Annotated in this window: 15 protein-coding genes; 9 read left to right on the top strand and 6 right to left on the bottom strand. The window is 28.7% G+C overall.

What is annotated here, in order from left to right:
- Positions 1–5 precede the first annotated feature (5 nt).
- Genes G507_RS0114255 through G507_RS0114245 form a run of 3 tightly spaced genes read left to right on the top strand, consistent with a single transcriptional unit; the run spans position 6 to position 2,045 of the window.
- Positions 6–647: a hypothetical protein gene (locus G507_RS0114255; protein ID WP_026718121.1), complete on the top strand. Its 642-nt coding sequence runs from the start codon at positions 6–8 to the stop codon at positions 645–647.
- Positions 629–1,405: a sensor histidine kinase gene (locus tag G507_RS0114250; RefSeq protein ID WP_026718120.1), complete on the top strand. Its 777-nt coding sequence runs from the start codon at positions 629–631 to the stop codon at positions 1,403–1,405. The genes G507_RS0114255 and G507_RS0114250 overlap by 19 nt, the downstream gene beginning before the upstream one ends.
- Position 1,406: 1 nt before the next feature.
- Positions 1,407–2,045 (top strand): response regulator transcription factor, encoded by a 639-nt coding sequence (locus tag G507_RS0114245; RefSeq protein ID WP_026718119.1) that lies wholly within the window; start codon positions 1,407–1,409, stop codon positions 2,043–2,045.
- A 10-nt stretch (positions 2,046–2,055) separates the two neighbouring features.
- On the opposite strand, the gene G507_RS0114240 is transcribed toward G507_RS0114245, so the two are convergent.
- From G507_RS0114240 to G507_RS0114215, 6 genes are all read right to left on the bottom strand, one after another.
- A complete protein-coding gene (locus G507_RS0114240; RefSeq protein WP_026718118.1) occupies positions 2,056–3,096 on the bottom strand; it encodes a hypothetical protein in 1,041 nt (346 codons plus the stop codon).
- A gap of 3 nt (positions 3,097–3,099) precedes the next feature.
- Positions 3,100–4,890: an OmpA family protein gene (locus G507_RS17040; protein ID WP_051191723.1), complete on the bottom strand. Its 1,791-nt coding sequence runs from the start codon at positions 4,888–4,890 to the stop codon at positions 3,100–3,102.
- A 113-nt stretch (positions 4,891–5,003) separates the two neighbouring features.
- Positions 5,004–5,231, bottom strand: coding sequence for a hypothetical protein (locus G507_RS0114230; protein WP_026718117.1), 228 nt, complete (start codon positions 5,229–5,231; stop codon positions 5,004–5,006).
- 7 nt (positions 5,232–5,238) lie between these two features.
- The gene (locus G507_RS0114225) at positions 5,239–6,144 is read right to left on the bottom strand and encodes a prohibitin family protein (protein WP_026718116.1); all 906 of its coding nucleotides are present in this window, start codon (positions 6,142–6,144) and stop codon (positions 5,239–5,241) included.
- Positions 6,141–7,517: an MATE family efflux transporter gene (locus G507_RS0114220; RefSeq protein ID WP_026718115.1), complete on the bottom strand. Its 1,377-nt coding sequence runs from the start codon at positions 7,515–7,517 to the stop codon at positions 6,141–6,143. The genes G507_RS0114225 and G507_RS0114220 overlap by 4 nt, the downstream gene beginning before the upstream one ends.
- Positions 7,518–7,543: 26 nt before the next feature.
- Entirely contained in the window at positions 7,544–8,422 is an 879-nt protein-coding gene (locus G507_RS0114215; RefSeq protein WP_026718114.1) for a PPK2 family polyphosphate kinase, read from the bottom strand.
- Between the two features lie 61 nt (positions 8,423–8,483).
- Between G507_RS0114215 and G507_RS0114210 the strand changes: the two genes are divergently transcribed.
- The 6 genes from G507_RS0114210 (at position 8,484) to G507_RS0114185 (ending at position 15,531) form a co-directional block, all read left to right on the top strand.
- A complete protein-coding gene (locus G507_RS0114210; RefSeq protein WP_026718113.1) occupies positions 8,484–9,305 on the top strand; it encodes a DUF6929 family protein in 822 nt (273 codons plus the stop codon).
- A 66-nt stretch (positions 9,306–9,371) separates the two neighbouring features.
- The gene (locus tag G507_RS0114205; RefSeq protein WP_026718112.1) at positions 9,372–9,905 is read left to right on the top strand and encodes an RNA polymerase sigma factor; all 534 of its coding nucleotides are present in this window, start codon (positions 9,372–9,374) and stop codon (positions 9,903–9,905) included.
- Between the two features lies 1 nt (position 9,906).
- Entirely contained in the window at positions 9,907–10,875 is a 969-nt protein-coding gene (locus G507_RS0114200) for a hypothetical protein (RefSeq protein WP_026718111.1), read from the top strand.
- A 44-nt stretch (positions 10,876–10,919) separates the two neighbouring features.
- Positions 10,920–13,124, top strand: coding sequence for a VWA domain-containing protein (locus tag G507_RS17035; RefSeq protein ID WP_035666302.1), 2,205 nt, complete (start codon positions 10,920–10,922; stop codon positions 13,122–13,124).
- Between the two features lie 17 nt (positions 13,125–13,141).
- Positions 13,142–14,638 carry a DUF2330 domain-containing protein gene (locus tag G507_RS17030; RefSeq protein WP_051191721.1) on the top strand — a complete coding sequence of 499 codons (1,497 nt, stop codon included), beginning with the start codon at positions 13,142–13,144 and terminating at the stop codon, positions 14,636–14,638.
- 68 nt (positions 14,639–14,706) lie between these two features.
- On the top strand, positions 14,707–15,531 hold the full coding sequence (locus G507_RS0114185; protein WP_051191719.1) for an RnfABCDGE type electron transport complex subunit D: 825 nt from the start codon (positions 14,707–14,709) through the stop codon (positions 15,529–15,531).
- Positions 15,532–15,562 lie beyond the last annotated feature (31 nt).

Below are 15,562 nucleotides of genomic sequence, written 5' to 3'. Positions count from 1 at the left end.
AAATTATGAAATATCAGCCAGAATTAACATGTATCCTTTTATGGATAGAAATAATTGCTTCCATAATTGCTCTTGCATTTTATTCTAAAACAAAAAAAACTTATTGGATATGGTTTACCTTTTACCTATTTGTAATTGCATTTAGTGATAACTTTATAGATGATTTAGTTTTTTTCTTTAATATTAAAAAACAATTCTTTTATGCTTATATTCTTATCCCAATCCAATTTGTTTTTTTTTATTGGCTATATGCATTAAAATCACTAGGTAAGAAAAAACTATTTTGGAGTTGTATTATTTTGTATACAATGTCATTTATACCTATTGAGTTATATTTTAGCAAATTAAAAGTTGTATATTCTTTCAACTATGTAATTGGAACTTTATTATTGATGCTATTGGTGTTTGTAGAATTTAGAAAACAAATCAAAAATGATGACATTTTAGAGTTTTCAAAAAACAAAATGTTTTATATCAATATTGGAGTCATGTTATTTTATGTAGGAACATTGCCTTTCTTTGGCTTATACAATTTAATAGCTAACGAAGTAGATATCTGGAATATTTATTATATTTATTTCTTAGTATCAAATTGTATTATGTATTTATTATTTGCAGCATCATTTATATGGGGAAAACCGAAATAATTATTACAATAATAATATTTAACTTGTTTTTTATTTTATTCTTAATAGGCATCATATTATTCATTAAGCAATATAAATTAAAGAAGAAAGAACACAATGCTATGCTTTTAAATCAAGAAGAAAATCATCAAAAAGAGTTGTTATCCAACCAACTTGAAATTCAAACTCAAACGATGCAACATATTGGAAGAGAAATTCATGATAACATTGGTCAAAAATTAACTTTAGCTAGCATTTATGCACAACAATTGGCCTTTGAAAACAAAGCTCCCCACATTAATGAGAACATTGAAAATATTGGCGGTATTATTAATCAATCATTAGTAGAATTAAGACAATTATCTAAGTCATTAACTGATGATGCTATTGAAGACAATTCAATTATTGACCTTATAGAAAATGAATGTGTAAGAATAAATGATTTAAAAAAATGTGAAGTAATTTTTAAATATGAGTTAAAAATAATTGTAGACTCTTATCAAATAAAAAGCATCTTATTCAGAATTACACAAGAGTTTTTACAAAACAGTATTAAGCATTCTAAATGCAAAATCATCAACATTTCTCTTAAGAAATCTGAAAATTCTATTCAATTAGAATTACAAGATGATGGAGTTGGTTTTAATATTAATACTATTGAATCAAAAGGAATAGGATTAAGTAATATGAAAAAAAGAACCGAAATTTTAAATGGAACTTTTGATTTAGAAAGTAAAATTAATTTTGGAACAAATCTTATGATACAAATACCAATTTAAAATGAAAAAATCTATTGTAATCGTTGATGATCATGTATTAATTGCAAATGCATTAAGCAGCATAATTTCAAACTTTCAATCTTTTGAAGTGCTTTATGTTTGTGAAAATGGTAAAGATTTGCAAGACAAATTTGAAACCAATACAATTCCAGATATCATTTTATTAGATATAAGTATGCCTATTATGAATGGGTTTGAGAGTGCAAAATGGCTTAAAGAAAATCATCCAAATATATTGATTATGGCTTTAAGTATGCAAGATGACGAACAAAGCTTAATCAAAATGATAAAAAATGGCACAAAAGGTTATATGCTTAAAAATGTGCATCCTACAGAATTAGAAAATGCTTTATTAAAACTAGTTTCAAACGGACATCATTTTCCTGAATGGGCAGCTAGTAAAGTATTTACAAGTATTGGTGATGACAATATCGATGCCGAAAGCAAAATTATTTTATCGGATAGAGAAAAAGAATTCCTAAAATATACTGTAACCGAAATGAATTACAGAGAAATATCGGAAAAAATGTTTTGTAGTCCAAGAACTATAGAAAATTATAGAGATAGTCTTTTTGAAAAACTAGAGCTCAAAACTAGAGTTGGATTAGCCGTTTATGCCATAAAAAATGGCTTTGAATAGTGATCTATTGTTACGGGCAAACAAAAATATTAAAATTCTTTACTTCATTGTTTGAAACAGTTACTTGAAAATTATTAGGAGAAATAGATGCTGCAGAGGGTAAAGTTGAAAGGTTTATTGTATAAGTTCCGTCTGGTAAACCTGCAAAAAAAACATCTTCAAATCCTTCTATTTGTTGAGTAAGAATTAAATTTCCAGAAGTATCAAAAAGAGAAACTGTTGTAAAATTATTAGATAAAACATTATCGATATTCGAATCAAAAAAACCATCACAACTATTGTCTTCTATAAGCATTAAATTTATTACATTATTTGCGCAACAGTTATTCTTATTATTTGATAGAACAAAAGAGTTATCAGTTGTTTTAATATTTCCTACTAATGAAAATGCTGGTAATGTAGAACCCTTATAAATTAAATATGCTCTAATACTATAATTTCCAGGCAGAACATTAACAGTTTCATTCCAAGACATTAGATTAGCTGTAGCACTTTGACTAGTGCTATATGTTATATTAGTGCTATTATTAATCAACTTAAAGTATACTTGTAAATTTCCTCTTGCTGTAAAGTTAATTATTAAATTAGTTGGCTGTTTTACGCAAAAAGATCTTTCAAAGACATAAGGTGTATAGTCTATATTGTCTCTTACAGTTACAGCGTTAAATGATTGTGTTGTTCCTGCATTTAAAGCACAGATTGGTGATGAATTTTCTTGATTTATCCAATTTGTAGTATTACTTGAGTCATTATTATCAACTAGAAATGCATTTCCATTAATTGTATTTACTAACTGTTGGTCAGTTGCGGAAACCGTAGATTGCTTAAACAAAGGCCTATTAATCAATCTCCAATACGGATCTATAACTCCTGTTCCGGGAGCAATAACATTTCCCGATTCGTCAATTCCTGTTGATAAGTTTAAGATATTTGTTGTACCACAAGGATCAATAATTGTTACATACTCACAATCATTACTAGAACAAGATGTAGTAATTGAAAACAGAACTACTATTAATGCTAAAACTGGATATACTATTATTCTTTTCATAATTTATTTATTATCTGGACAAATAACTTTCATTTCTGTTCTTCTATTTACTTGATGTTGTTCTTCTGTACAATCTACCCCATCAGCACATTCATTTAAGAGTTGAGATTCACCATAACCATTTGCTGTTAACCTACTTCTTTTTATTCCTTGTGAAACTATATAATCAACAACTGAATTTGCTCTGTTTTGAGACAATGTTTGGTTATATGTATTTTGACCTCTTGAATCGGTATGAGAAGATAATTCTACTTTTATCTCAGGATTATCGTTTAAAAACTGAACTAGTCTGTTTAGTTCAACTTTACCTTCTTTCTTAACTGCATATTTATCTGTGTCGTACTGAATGTCGTTAAGTTTAATTGCTTTCCCACAGTCAACTTGTTCCATACAAATTTCCAACTTGACAAATAATGTTGTCATTCTGTCAAAGTTTTCTGTATTAATAGTTTCTGTTTGTGAAAAATAACTGTCTTTTTTACCATAAATAGTAAATGAAGTTTTTTCATTTAGGTTAAAAGTATATTCACCATTTTCATTTGTAATTGAATTTTTCTGAATAGTTGCATCTAAACTTCTCAATATTACAGATACATCAGCTAAAGAACTTGTCGTATTACATCTTACAGTTTTTCCTTTTAGAATAAAGTTTTTATCTGTATAACTCAACTCTTTTTGAAGTGTTTTTCCCTTTTTGAATTCGCGTTTTTTTGCATCTTCATTTTCTAAATTAATACCGTATAACGAACCTTCAATAACATAAGAATCAGGCTCAATTTCTTCAAATACTACAACTCCAAAATTATTAGTTTTACCTGTTTTTAAAATTTCCCCATCATTATTTTTTAAGACTATTTCCGTTTCTGGAAGAATGTCTTTTGTAAATTTGTCTCTTGCTGTAACTGTCAACGAATAAATTTCCTTCTCTTTTTCTTTTTTAGTTTTTTCTTTCTTAGGTTTATTTGGGTCTGAAGTAAATTTATAAACAAGTCCAACAAAAATACCTATAGAGCTAACATCACAATTACATGGATTTTCTCTTAATTGTGTATTAGATGTTTGATTAGTATATTCATTATTAGTACCTAAAACAGGTGTGATTGGCTTATAGCTAGTAGTATAATTTAATAAAGTGTTTTTTGATTCTTCTGAATCAAAATGTTTTAAATAATAACCTCCAAGACTTAAACCAAGTTTTTCAGTTACAAAATAATTAAACTGCAATGATCCTTTTGCAGAAAATATATTAGTTTGAGAATATCCATTATGATAATTAAATATTTCTGTTGAAGGTACATTGGAAGAATTCACATAACTCCCTTCTAAACTTGTTTTTCCGCCATCTATTGAACTTATACCTGCTCTTAATTTTAACTCTACACTATATTTTTTTGTAGGCTGATATTGAAAACTGGGACCAATTCCTATAAAGTTTCTAGTGATTTTATCTTCTGTTAAATTAAAATTAGTGACGTTGTTACCGTTATAATATAAATTTCCAGTTCGATAACTACTTGAAGGTTTGTTTTGTATATAATCAAAATCAACTCCTAAACCATACCATTTAAAATAATAATCAATAGAAGCTCCAGCCATTAATCCTCCTTTATAGTCAATATAAGGAGTGTTATTATCAAATGTTGGAATATCAAATCCACCTCTCAAAGCTACTTGAAAACCTTTTAAATTAACAACATTAGCAATAGTGTCAGTTGGTGCCAACTCTTGGGCATTTATACTTATTAATCCACTTAAATAAAAAGTGATTATTAATATTAATTTTATTTTTTTCATATTTGTATATGGTATATAGTCTAATTAATTCATATTAAATATATTAAATCTACTACAAAGATTATAAAAAAATATTTAATATTAATGTGCTTTCTATCTTTTTAGAAAAAAAACTATTCTTCGTAATTTTCCATTTCTTTATCGTAAAATTCACCCGCTAAAGTGATTAAATGTTCCATTTCCGATTCTAACTCGCGTTCATCTTCTTCTTCAATATCCTCTAGAAACTCTACTTCGTCATCTTTTAAATTTATTAAAAAACGTGGGTAATCTAAATGCACAATAAAGATATCATCCGGAAAATCAGTATTGTCTCCTAATATAAATTTTGGTCTTTCCATTTTAATTTTATTTATCTGAAAGTATTATTGGTGTGGTTTTGCCATTCATTAATATCACTTTGGCATTTTGTGATTTTGCTATTTCTAATTGAGCTTTAATAGACTCATACTGTAGCTGTTTATCAGTTAGTCCAGAAGAAATAATTTTTTGATAATCTGCAATTCCTTGAGCTTCTACTCTTTTACGTTCTGCTTCTTGCTTTTCTTTTTGCAAAACGAATGTCATTTTTTGTGCTTCTTGTTCTGCATTAATTTTAGATTCAATTGTAGTTTTAACTGATTCAGGTAAATTAATATTTCTTATCAACAACTGCTCTAAAATTAAGCCTCTACTTTTAAAATCTTTTTCAATTGAATTATAAATTCGAGTTTGAAATTCTTCTCTTTTTGAGGAATATAAAGCGACAGCATCATAAAAAACAGCATTGTCTCTTATTCTTGTTCGTGTAACAGGTCGTACAATTTTGTCTGAATAGTTTACACCTAGTTTTTTGTAAATAACTGGTGCGTCAGCTGGTAAAACTCTATATAAAACTGTTAAATCTATAATTACTTCTAATCCGTCTGCAGATAAAACCCTAATTGCATCATCTCCAGATTTAGCTCCTTCTTCATTTAAAGCTGACATAGTATAATTTTGTGTTTGAATATCAAATGATGTAACATCTATAAGTGGATTAACAATATGCAAACCACTTTCCAATATAGTTGGTTTAACTTCTCCAAAAAGCGATTTCACACCTACATTTCCTGCTTCTATTTGCACAAAAAGTGAAGATAAAATACCAATTAATACAATTAGTATACCTACATATTTTAGGGGAATTGCAATTTTATTTAAAGGAGAAGTTTGAGATTTTAAAGCAAAACTTATTAGTATTAAAATTATTCCTAGTACTGCTGCTGCTATCATAATTGTTGATTTATTAATTTCTTTGTCAAATAATTAAAGCGAAGATACAAAAATATTGCTGCTGACGTTAATCCTGCCAAAAGTCCTATCCAGATTCCTGTTGCTTTTAAATCTGTATAAATTCCTAAATATATTGAGATTGGAAAGCCAATTACCCAATAAGAAATAAAAGTCATATACATTGGAATCTTAACATCTTGCAAACCACGCAAAGCTCCTAAAACAACTACTTGTATTCCATCAGAAATTTGAAAAACCGCTGCTACCATTAATAATTGTCCTGCAATAGCTATTACTTCTTTATTTTTTGCTAAATCGGCTAAACTATTCATATCAACAAACAAAGCTGGTAATGAGTTGTGAAACAAAATAAATAATAAGGCAAAAATTATTGATAAAAGTGTTGCTAATAAAAACATCGATAAAGCTACAATTCGCAACTTCTTATAATCGTTCAATCCTTTTTGATTTCCAACTCTAATCATTGCAGCAACACTTAATCCCATGGCAAACATAAAAGTAAATGAAGCCAAACTCAATGCAATTTGATTAGCCGCTTGACTTGTAGTTCCTATATAACCAGAAAGTAAAATGGCTCCAGTAAACAAACCTATTTCAAAAAACATTTGTAAGGCTGAAGGTGTTCCCAATCTGATTATTTTCATATTGACTTCTCTTTTAATTTTCTTTAAATCAAAGCCTTTAAAAAAAGGATGGAATTTTTCTTTTTTATGCATCACATAATGCATGTAACCTAACATAACAAAACGTGACACAATAGTTCCAATAGCTGCTCCAAGAATTCCTAATTTTGGAAAAACCCAAACACCATAAATCAATAAGTAATTCAGAAGAACATTAACTAAATTAGCTAATATGGTTGCCCACATTGAATATTTAGTTTCACTCATTCCATCAGCAAACTGTTTGTAAGCTTGGAAAATGATTAAAGGAACTAGTGAAAATGCTACAATATCTAAATAAGGTTTAGCTAATTCCACAACGTGTTCTGGTTGCCCCATGAATGAAATTAGTGGTTTTGAAAAGAAAATCAAAGTAAATAAAGCAAATCCTAAAATCGTACACAAATACAAACCGTGATGAAAAGCACTTCTTCCATCTTCAATATTATGTTTTCCATCTGCTTCTGCAACCAAAGGGGTTATGGCAGTTGAAAATCCTATTCCAAGTGACATGGCTATAAAAACGAAACTGTTTCCTAAAGAAACTGCAGCCAATTCATCTGGACCAATTTTTCCAACCATTATATTATCGACAATACCTACAATAGTATGTCCTAACATTCCAAGAATAATAGGATAAGCCAGTTTTAAATTATAAGTAAACTCTTTGGTATAAGTAGATAAATTCATTTGCAATTTTGAATCGGCAAAGATAGTTATTTCTCACTACTTAGCTTATCATGATACATTTTAATATTATCTTTTACTTCTTGATCTAACTCAGGATAATGAAACTCGTATTTATTTAGTTCATCTAGCATCGTTTTTGCAACAATATATCTTGCAGTTTCCTTATTATCAGCTGGAACTATGAACCAAGGTGCATGTTCTTTTGAAGTTTTATTCAAAATTTCTTCATAACAATTTTGATAATCATCCCATAATAAACGCTCTTTTAAATCATCTGGAGAAAATTTCCAATTGTGTTTTTCTTTTTCTAATCTTCTTAATAAACGCTGACGTTGCTCTTCTTTACTCAAATGTAAAAAGAACTTCATAATGATAATTCCATTTGTAGCAATATGTTTTTCAAAAGCATTAATACTTTCAAAACGATTTTCCCAAAATTCTTCTGTAATATCTTCTATATTTTCAATTTCAGGAATATTTTCGTTCATGATATAGTTAGGATGGACTTTGGTAATCAAAACATTTTCATAATGAGTTCTATTAAAGACAGAAAATTTTCCCTTTTCAGGTAAAGCAATATAATGTCTCCATAAATAATCGTGTTCCAATTCGTTCGAAGAAGGCGTTTTGAAGCTATTAACTACTACTCCACGTGCATTAAATTCTTTAAAAACCTCACGAATTAAACTATCTTTTCCGGCCGTATCCATTCCTTGTAAACAAATTAAAACGCTATATTTATTATGAGCATACATTTTGTCTTGTACTTTGCTTAATTTCTCACGAATCTTTTGCAACTGTTTTTCTTTTTTCTTTTCAGAAGTTTCTACATTTATAAATGTTGAAATTTCGCTCAATTTTATGGTTTCAGATACTTTAAAGTCTTCAGATTTTAAGGATTTCATATGTTTTTGCTGTTTTTTACAATTATATTTGTGACAGTAATTTAACTCGTTTTGTAAAAGTATGGAAAATTTTCAATTGCAACTATTTTTTCAAATTATAGGAATTGGTTCAGCCTCTGGACTTTTATACCATAATGATTTGCTTTATCTAATTTCTGACAGTAGTTCCTTTTTGTATGAATATAGTATTAATGAAAATGAATTAAACAAAATAGCTTTAGTAGAAAATCCTGAAAAAAATATTCCTAAAAAAGATAAACCTGATTTTGAATCAATAACTTTGGATGGAAACAAATTACTTATATTTGGTTCTGGTTCTACTGAAAATAGAGATTCATTAAAGACATATCATTTTTCTACTAAAAAAATTAGAGCGAAAGATTTATCTGAACTTTATAATAAAATAAAGTCTCAATTTTCAATACAAAATGATGAACTAAATATTGAAGGCGTTTTTTATCTTAATAAAAAGTTTTATTTATTTCAAAGAGGAAATGGAAAAAATGCTTCAAATGGAATTTTTATAGTAAATAAAGACAAAGAAATTGAAATCCAATTTAAAAAAGTAGAGTTACCTAAAATCAATAATATTCAATCTTCTTTCACTGATGCAATTTTAGTAGATGAAACTATTTATTTTTTAGCTTCTGTAGAAGACACAATCTCAACTTATGACGATGGAGAAATATTAGGAACATTTTTAGGCAAAATGAAATTAGCCGATTTTTCAATAGAAGAAACTATATTAATTTCTGATAAAAATAAATTTGAAGGAATTACACTTTATAAAAAAACAGAAAATCAATTAGAATTTTTATTATGTGAAGACAATGATACTGATGTATTAGAGTCAAAAATATATAAATTAACGATTAATAAATAATTTTTTTTAAATGCTTTCCAACCTTTTACAACTTTTTATGCTCTTATAATAAAGGAACCTTTTATGATGGATGAAAAAATAATCATAGCCTGCAAAAAAAATCAACGAGAAGCCCAACGTTTACTATACGAACAGATGGCAACTAAATTGTATTATACTTGCAAACGCTATCTAAAAAAAGAAGAAGAGATTGAAGAAGTATTGGCCGATACTTTCTATATCATCTTTACGAAAATAGAGCAACTCAAAGAAATTAAAGCTTTTGAAGGTTGGGCACGAAAAATTGCAGTCAATCAATGTTTGTTGCAATTAAAAAAGAATTTAAATTTCAATCTTTATTTGGAAGATACAAACATACAATCGCAACCTTTTACAGATGAAGTAACTGATTTAGAAGAAGAAGATTTATTGAAGTTGGTTGAGAAAATTCCAGAAGGTTGTCGAACCATTTTTAATCTTTTTGTTATTGAAGGTTTTTCGCATAAAGAAATTGCAGAACAACTCAAAATATCAGAAGGAACATCCAAATCACAATTAAACGTTGCTAAAACAAAATTGAAAGAATTAGTGAATACTTTTTACTATCAAAAAGCAAAATAAAATGAATCAAGAAGAAAAAATATATCAAAAAATAAAAAACGCTTCTAACAAAGCAGAAGAAACATCTTTTTCAGGAATGGATAAAGTGTGGAATCGTGTAGAAGAAAAACTCGACACCAAAATAATTAAGAAGAAAAGTGAAGTTTGGAAAAAATTAGCAATCGCTGCTTCTTTCTTATTGTTTTTTACAGTTGGAATTCAATTATTTACTACTCAAAAAGAATTGACCAAACCAATTGAACCAAAACTAAATATAGAATCTACAACTGAACAAATTCAAGAGAATATTGAAACCAAAATAGAGGTTAAAAAAACAGAAAGCAATAAGCCTTTACCAGAAGTAGAAACTTTTGCGAATTCAAACAATGTTCAAACAAACACCAACAAACCTAAATCAATTGTTTCTGAAAGTTATGATGATGTTCCTGAAATTGTTAAAAAAGAAACAAAAAGTTCAGTAGCAGCCAAAACATCCTTTGCTGCTGAAGAGATTTCTGATGAAATTCAAATCATGTCTCAAAAAGAAGCTATTGAAAAAGGATACTTAAATAGTGCAAGTTCAAAAAGTAATGATTTTTTAAGCAACAGAACAATATATGCTGCTAGAAGTTCAAACTTTAAATATGATGTTTCGATTTCTAAAAATTCAAAAGTTGAAGAAAAAGCTAAAAAACCTCAAACAAAAAGCGATGATTTAGTTCTAATTAACGGAGAATTATCATCTAAAAAAAGAGAAGATTTAAGTTCAAGCGAAATGGATGAAATGGTTGAACTAAAAAACCCAATCTACATTATTAATGGTGAAGAGTTTTCAGAAGAATCCTTATTTGGAGAAAGTCCCACAAGTAAATATGCTCCATTAAATTCCCAAAAGATAGATTCTATAAAAGTCTATTTACCTGATGAAGCCAAGCCAATTTATGGTGAAAAAGGCAAAAATGGTGTGGTAATTATTTCCATCAAAAAGTAAATTCGAAAAAAGAAAAACCTAATTTTTAACTAAAATAATACATTATGAAAAATCTAATACATATTTCATCAGGGATTGCTATGCTTATACTTTTCCTAAATTTTAAAACTATAAATCATGAAAAAAATCATGAAAACTACATTGTTGTTACTGGAACGGTAAGTGATGAATTAGGAACACTACCTGGTGCGTCTGTAGTAGTTAAAGGCACAACAAGAGGAACAACAACAGGTTTTAATGGAGAATACTCTATTGAAGCAAGTGAACAAGATGAGATAGAATTTACTTTCACAGGAAAAAAGAAAAAAACTGTAAAAGTGGGAAAACAAAAAGTCATTGATGTAGTTCTTGAAAATGGATATATCGGTGAGGAAGTTGTACTTACTGGAATTGTTGGTAAAGCTAGAAAAGCTGATGCAACTACTTCATCATATCAAAGTGTTAAGAGTTATGAAATAAACCAAAGAGCAAACCCTAAGACTATAAAGTCACTTTCTGGGAAAGTACAAGGTCTTAAAATAACTACAACAAATAATGGTGTAAATCAAAATAACTCAATTGTTTTAAGAGGTAATCGCTCAACTACAGGAACTAATGAAGCTCTTATTGAGATTGACAATAAAATTTCAACAGTCGAAACATTACAAAATATGGATCCTAAAGAAATTGAGGCAATGAATGTAATAAAAGGTGCTCAAGGTGCTGCACTATATGGTGAAAAAGGTGTGAACGGAGTAATTGTTGTAGTTTCAAAAAACGGATTACCAAAAGATGAAAAGAAAAAATTATTAGACCAAATTAAAAAGAACAACCAACCAATTCCATTAATTGAACCTGAGAATGAAGATTATGAAACTTTTGTGGAAAATCAATTTGAAAGTCCAAGTAACGAACCACTTTCAACCTTTTCTATAGATGTTGATAATGCTTCTTACACAAACATTAGAAGATTTATCAATCAAGGGCAAACGGTTCCAAAAGATGCAGTAAGAGTTGAAGAAATGGTTAATTTTTTCAAATATAATTATGCAAAACCAGACAACGATCAACCTTTTGCAATCCATACAGAATACAATGATTGTCCATGGAATGAAAACCACAAATTAATAAAAATTGGCTTACAAGGAAAAGAAATTCCAAGTGATAATTTACCAAATTCTAATTTTGTTTTTTTAGTGGATGTATCAGGTTCAATGAGTGAACAAAATAAATTGCCTCTTTTAAAAGAATCAATGAAAGTATTGGTGAATCAATTAAGAGAAAATGACAAAGTTGCCATTGTTGTTTATGCTGGTGCAGCAGGTTTAGTTTTGCCCCCAACTTCTGGAAATGACAAAGAAACAATAATCAAATCTTTAGAAAACCTAAACGCTGGTGGAAGCACTGCAGGTGGAGCCGGAATTGAATTAGCCTATAAAATTGCAGCAGAAAACTTCATAAAAGGTGGAAATAACAGAGTCATTTTAGCAACTGATGGTGATTTTAACGTAGGCTCAACTTCAAACAAAGACATGGAAACTTTAATTGAAGAAAAACGTGAAACTGGAGTTTTCTTAACGTGTTTAGGCTTTGGAATGGGAAATTACAAAGACAGTAAAATGGAAATTTTAGCGGACAAAGGAAACGGAAACTATGCTTATATAGACAACATTCAGGAAGCAAATCGTTTTCTTGGTAAGGAATTTAAAGGAAGTATGTTTGCCATTGCAAAAGATGTGAAAATCCAAATTGAATTCAACCCAAAACATGTTCAAAATTATCGATTAATTGGTTACGAAAACAGAAAATTACGTACCGAAGATTTTAAAAATGACACTATTGATGCTGGAGAATTAGGAAGTGGTCACACTGTTACAGCTTTGTATGAAATTATTCCAACTGGCGTTGAGAGTACATTTAAAAACGAAATTCCAGAACTTAAGTATTCAGAAACTAATAAAAAATCAAATACTTATTCTGACGAATTAGCCACAATAAAATTTCGTTACAAAAAACCAGATGGCAAAAAAAGTATCGAATTAGTTGAAGTAATTAAAAATTCTGATAACTCTATCCAAAATTCAAGCGAAGATTTTAAATTTAGTGCTGCAGTTGCTTGGTTTGGATTAAAATTAAGAGATTCAAAATTAATCACCAACAAAACTACAAAAGATATAAAAAACCTAGCACTTCAAGGAAAATCATTTGATAATGAAGGCTATAAAGCTGAGTTTATTCGCTTAGTTGAAGCAACAAATACCATAAATTAATTTAAAAATAATAAATCATGAAAAAGAAAGTAATCCTTGTTTTGATAGTATTTACAGCGCTACCATTACTACAATCGTTCTGTGGATTTTATGTTTCCACAGGAGATATCAAAATTTTTAATCAAGCTTCTGAAGTTATTTTAGTACGTGATGGAAATAAAAGCACAATAACCATGAATAGTGATTTTCAAGGTGATGTTAAAGATTTTGCCATCGTAATTCCTGTGCCAACAGTGTTAAAAGAAAATGATATTAAAGTCGTTAAAAAAGACATTTTTAACAAGCTAAATAAATATTCAGAACCAAGATTAGTAGAATATTATGATGAACATCCTTGTGAGCCAAGAATAATGTATGATGAAATGGTTGTTACAAAAAGTGTTTCTTTTAATTCAAGTGTAGCTGAACGTAAAAAAGAAAAAGAATTAGGAGTTACCATAGAAGCAAAATACACGGTTGGGGAATATGACATTTTAATCTTATCAGCCAAAGAATCTACAGGTTTAAAAACTTGGTTGCTTCAAAATGACTATAAAATTCCAGCTAAAGCCGAAGAAGTTTTGGAACCTTATATCAAATCTAAAATGAATTTTTTTGTAGTAAAAGTCAATTTAGCTGAAATGAAAAAACTAGGTCGAGATGAATTAAGTCCCATCCAAATTTCGTTTGAAAGTGAAAAGTTCATGTTACCTATTCGCTTGGGAATGGCAAATGCAAATGGAGCACAAGATTTAATCATTTATGCTTTTACAAAAAATGGAAGAGTTGAAAGTACAAATTATAGAACTGTAAAAATTCCGACAGATAAAAACATTCCGACTTTCATGCGTCCGAAATTCCAAGACTTTTATAAAGATTTATTCACCAAACAATATAAAAAACACGGAAAAAATGCCGTTTTCACGGAATATGCTTGGGATTTAAGTTCACACAATTATCAAAAGTGTGATCCTTGTTCGACAACGCCACCAAGTTATGCTGAATTAAAAGATGCTGGAGTTTTCTTTGCCAATTACAGAACACCACAAGGTTATCAAGGTAGCGATTATGAAGGAAATTTGTTCTTTACCCGTTTACATGTACGTTATGATAGAGCTAATTTTCCAATGGATTTACAGTTTCAAGAAACTATGGATCAACAATCTTTTCAGGGAAGATATATCATGCAACATTCTGTAAATGTTGATATGCAAACATGTTCAGAAGGAAAAAGATATTACAATGATGTTTTAAGTAGAAGAGAAAATGAATTGGAAACTTTAGCAAATCTAACAAATTGGGATATTGATTCGTATGATGATTACACCAATGAAATCAGAACCAAATTAGGTTATAAAACTACGAAAAGTGAAACAAAAAAAGGTGGTTTCTTCTTCTTCTCAAAAGGAAACAAACCTAATAAAACGCTTCCAACCTTGTTATTACTTTCTGGATTAGCATTAGTCTCTTTCTTGATTTATAAGAGAAAAACCATTTTTCCAAAATTAGGAACAATCAAAAGTTTTTTATTCTAAAAAAATATGCTACAGATTCACAGACTAAAATTAAAATCAGTAAATCTGTGGCTACTAAAAATAAAAAAATGAACACAACAACTTTAGAATTTCCAAAAAACAACATTTTATCATTACTAAGTGATGCTCGACATTTTCAAATTTTATTTTTGGGAAGCTTCTTGGTTCTAGTTTTGTTTGCCAACGATTTTCCGAAAGATTTTCTATTTCAAATTGGATTGACGATTTCAAGTTGTATTGTATTTCAATTGTTATTTAGTCATTTTACAACTAAAAATTATAGTTCTTGGAAAAGCGCTTTAATTACTTCGCTTGGACTTTGTTTACTATTAAAAGTTGACAATTTGAATTGGATTTTAGTAGCAAGTCTACTTGCAATTGGCTCTAAATTTCTAATTAGATATAAAGGAAAACACATTTTCAACCCAGCAAATATTGGTGTTGTCGGAACAATTTTATTTTCGCACCACGCTTGGATTTCACCAGGACAATGGGGAAGCAATATTGTCTATTTATTCATCATAGGTTCACTTGGATTTTTAGTGATTAAAAAAGTGGCACGAATTGACATTGCGCTAACGTTTATTGCAACTTTTGGAGGATTATTATTCATTAGAAATATCTTATATTTGGGTTGGCCAATTGATTTTTGGACGCATCAAATGACAAATGGAACTTTAATGTTGTTCACTTTTTTTATGATAACTGATCCAATGACAACTCCAAATAATAAAAAAGGAAGAATTATATTTGCTTTAATTTTAGCTATAATTGCTTTCTATTTAACAACTTTTAATCATTTTTACGCAGCACCAGTTTTGGTTTTACTTTTCATGTCTCCATTGACGATTATTTTTGATAAAATATGGAAAAGTGAGAAATATAGTTGGTAGCAATAGTTTTTAGATTTTCAGATAATAGATT

This window comes from Flavobacterium gelidilacus DSM 15343 (assembly GCF_000422685.1).
GTDB lineage: Bacteria > Bacteroidota > Bacteroidia > Flavobacteriales > Flavobacteriaceae > Flavobacterium > Flavobacterium gelidilacus.
Note: the sequence above shows the minus strand (reverse complement) of the source record. Positions and strands in the feature narration are given on the sequence as shown.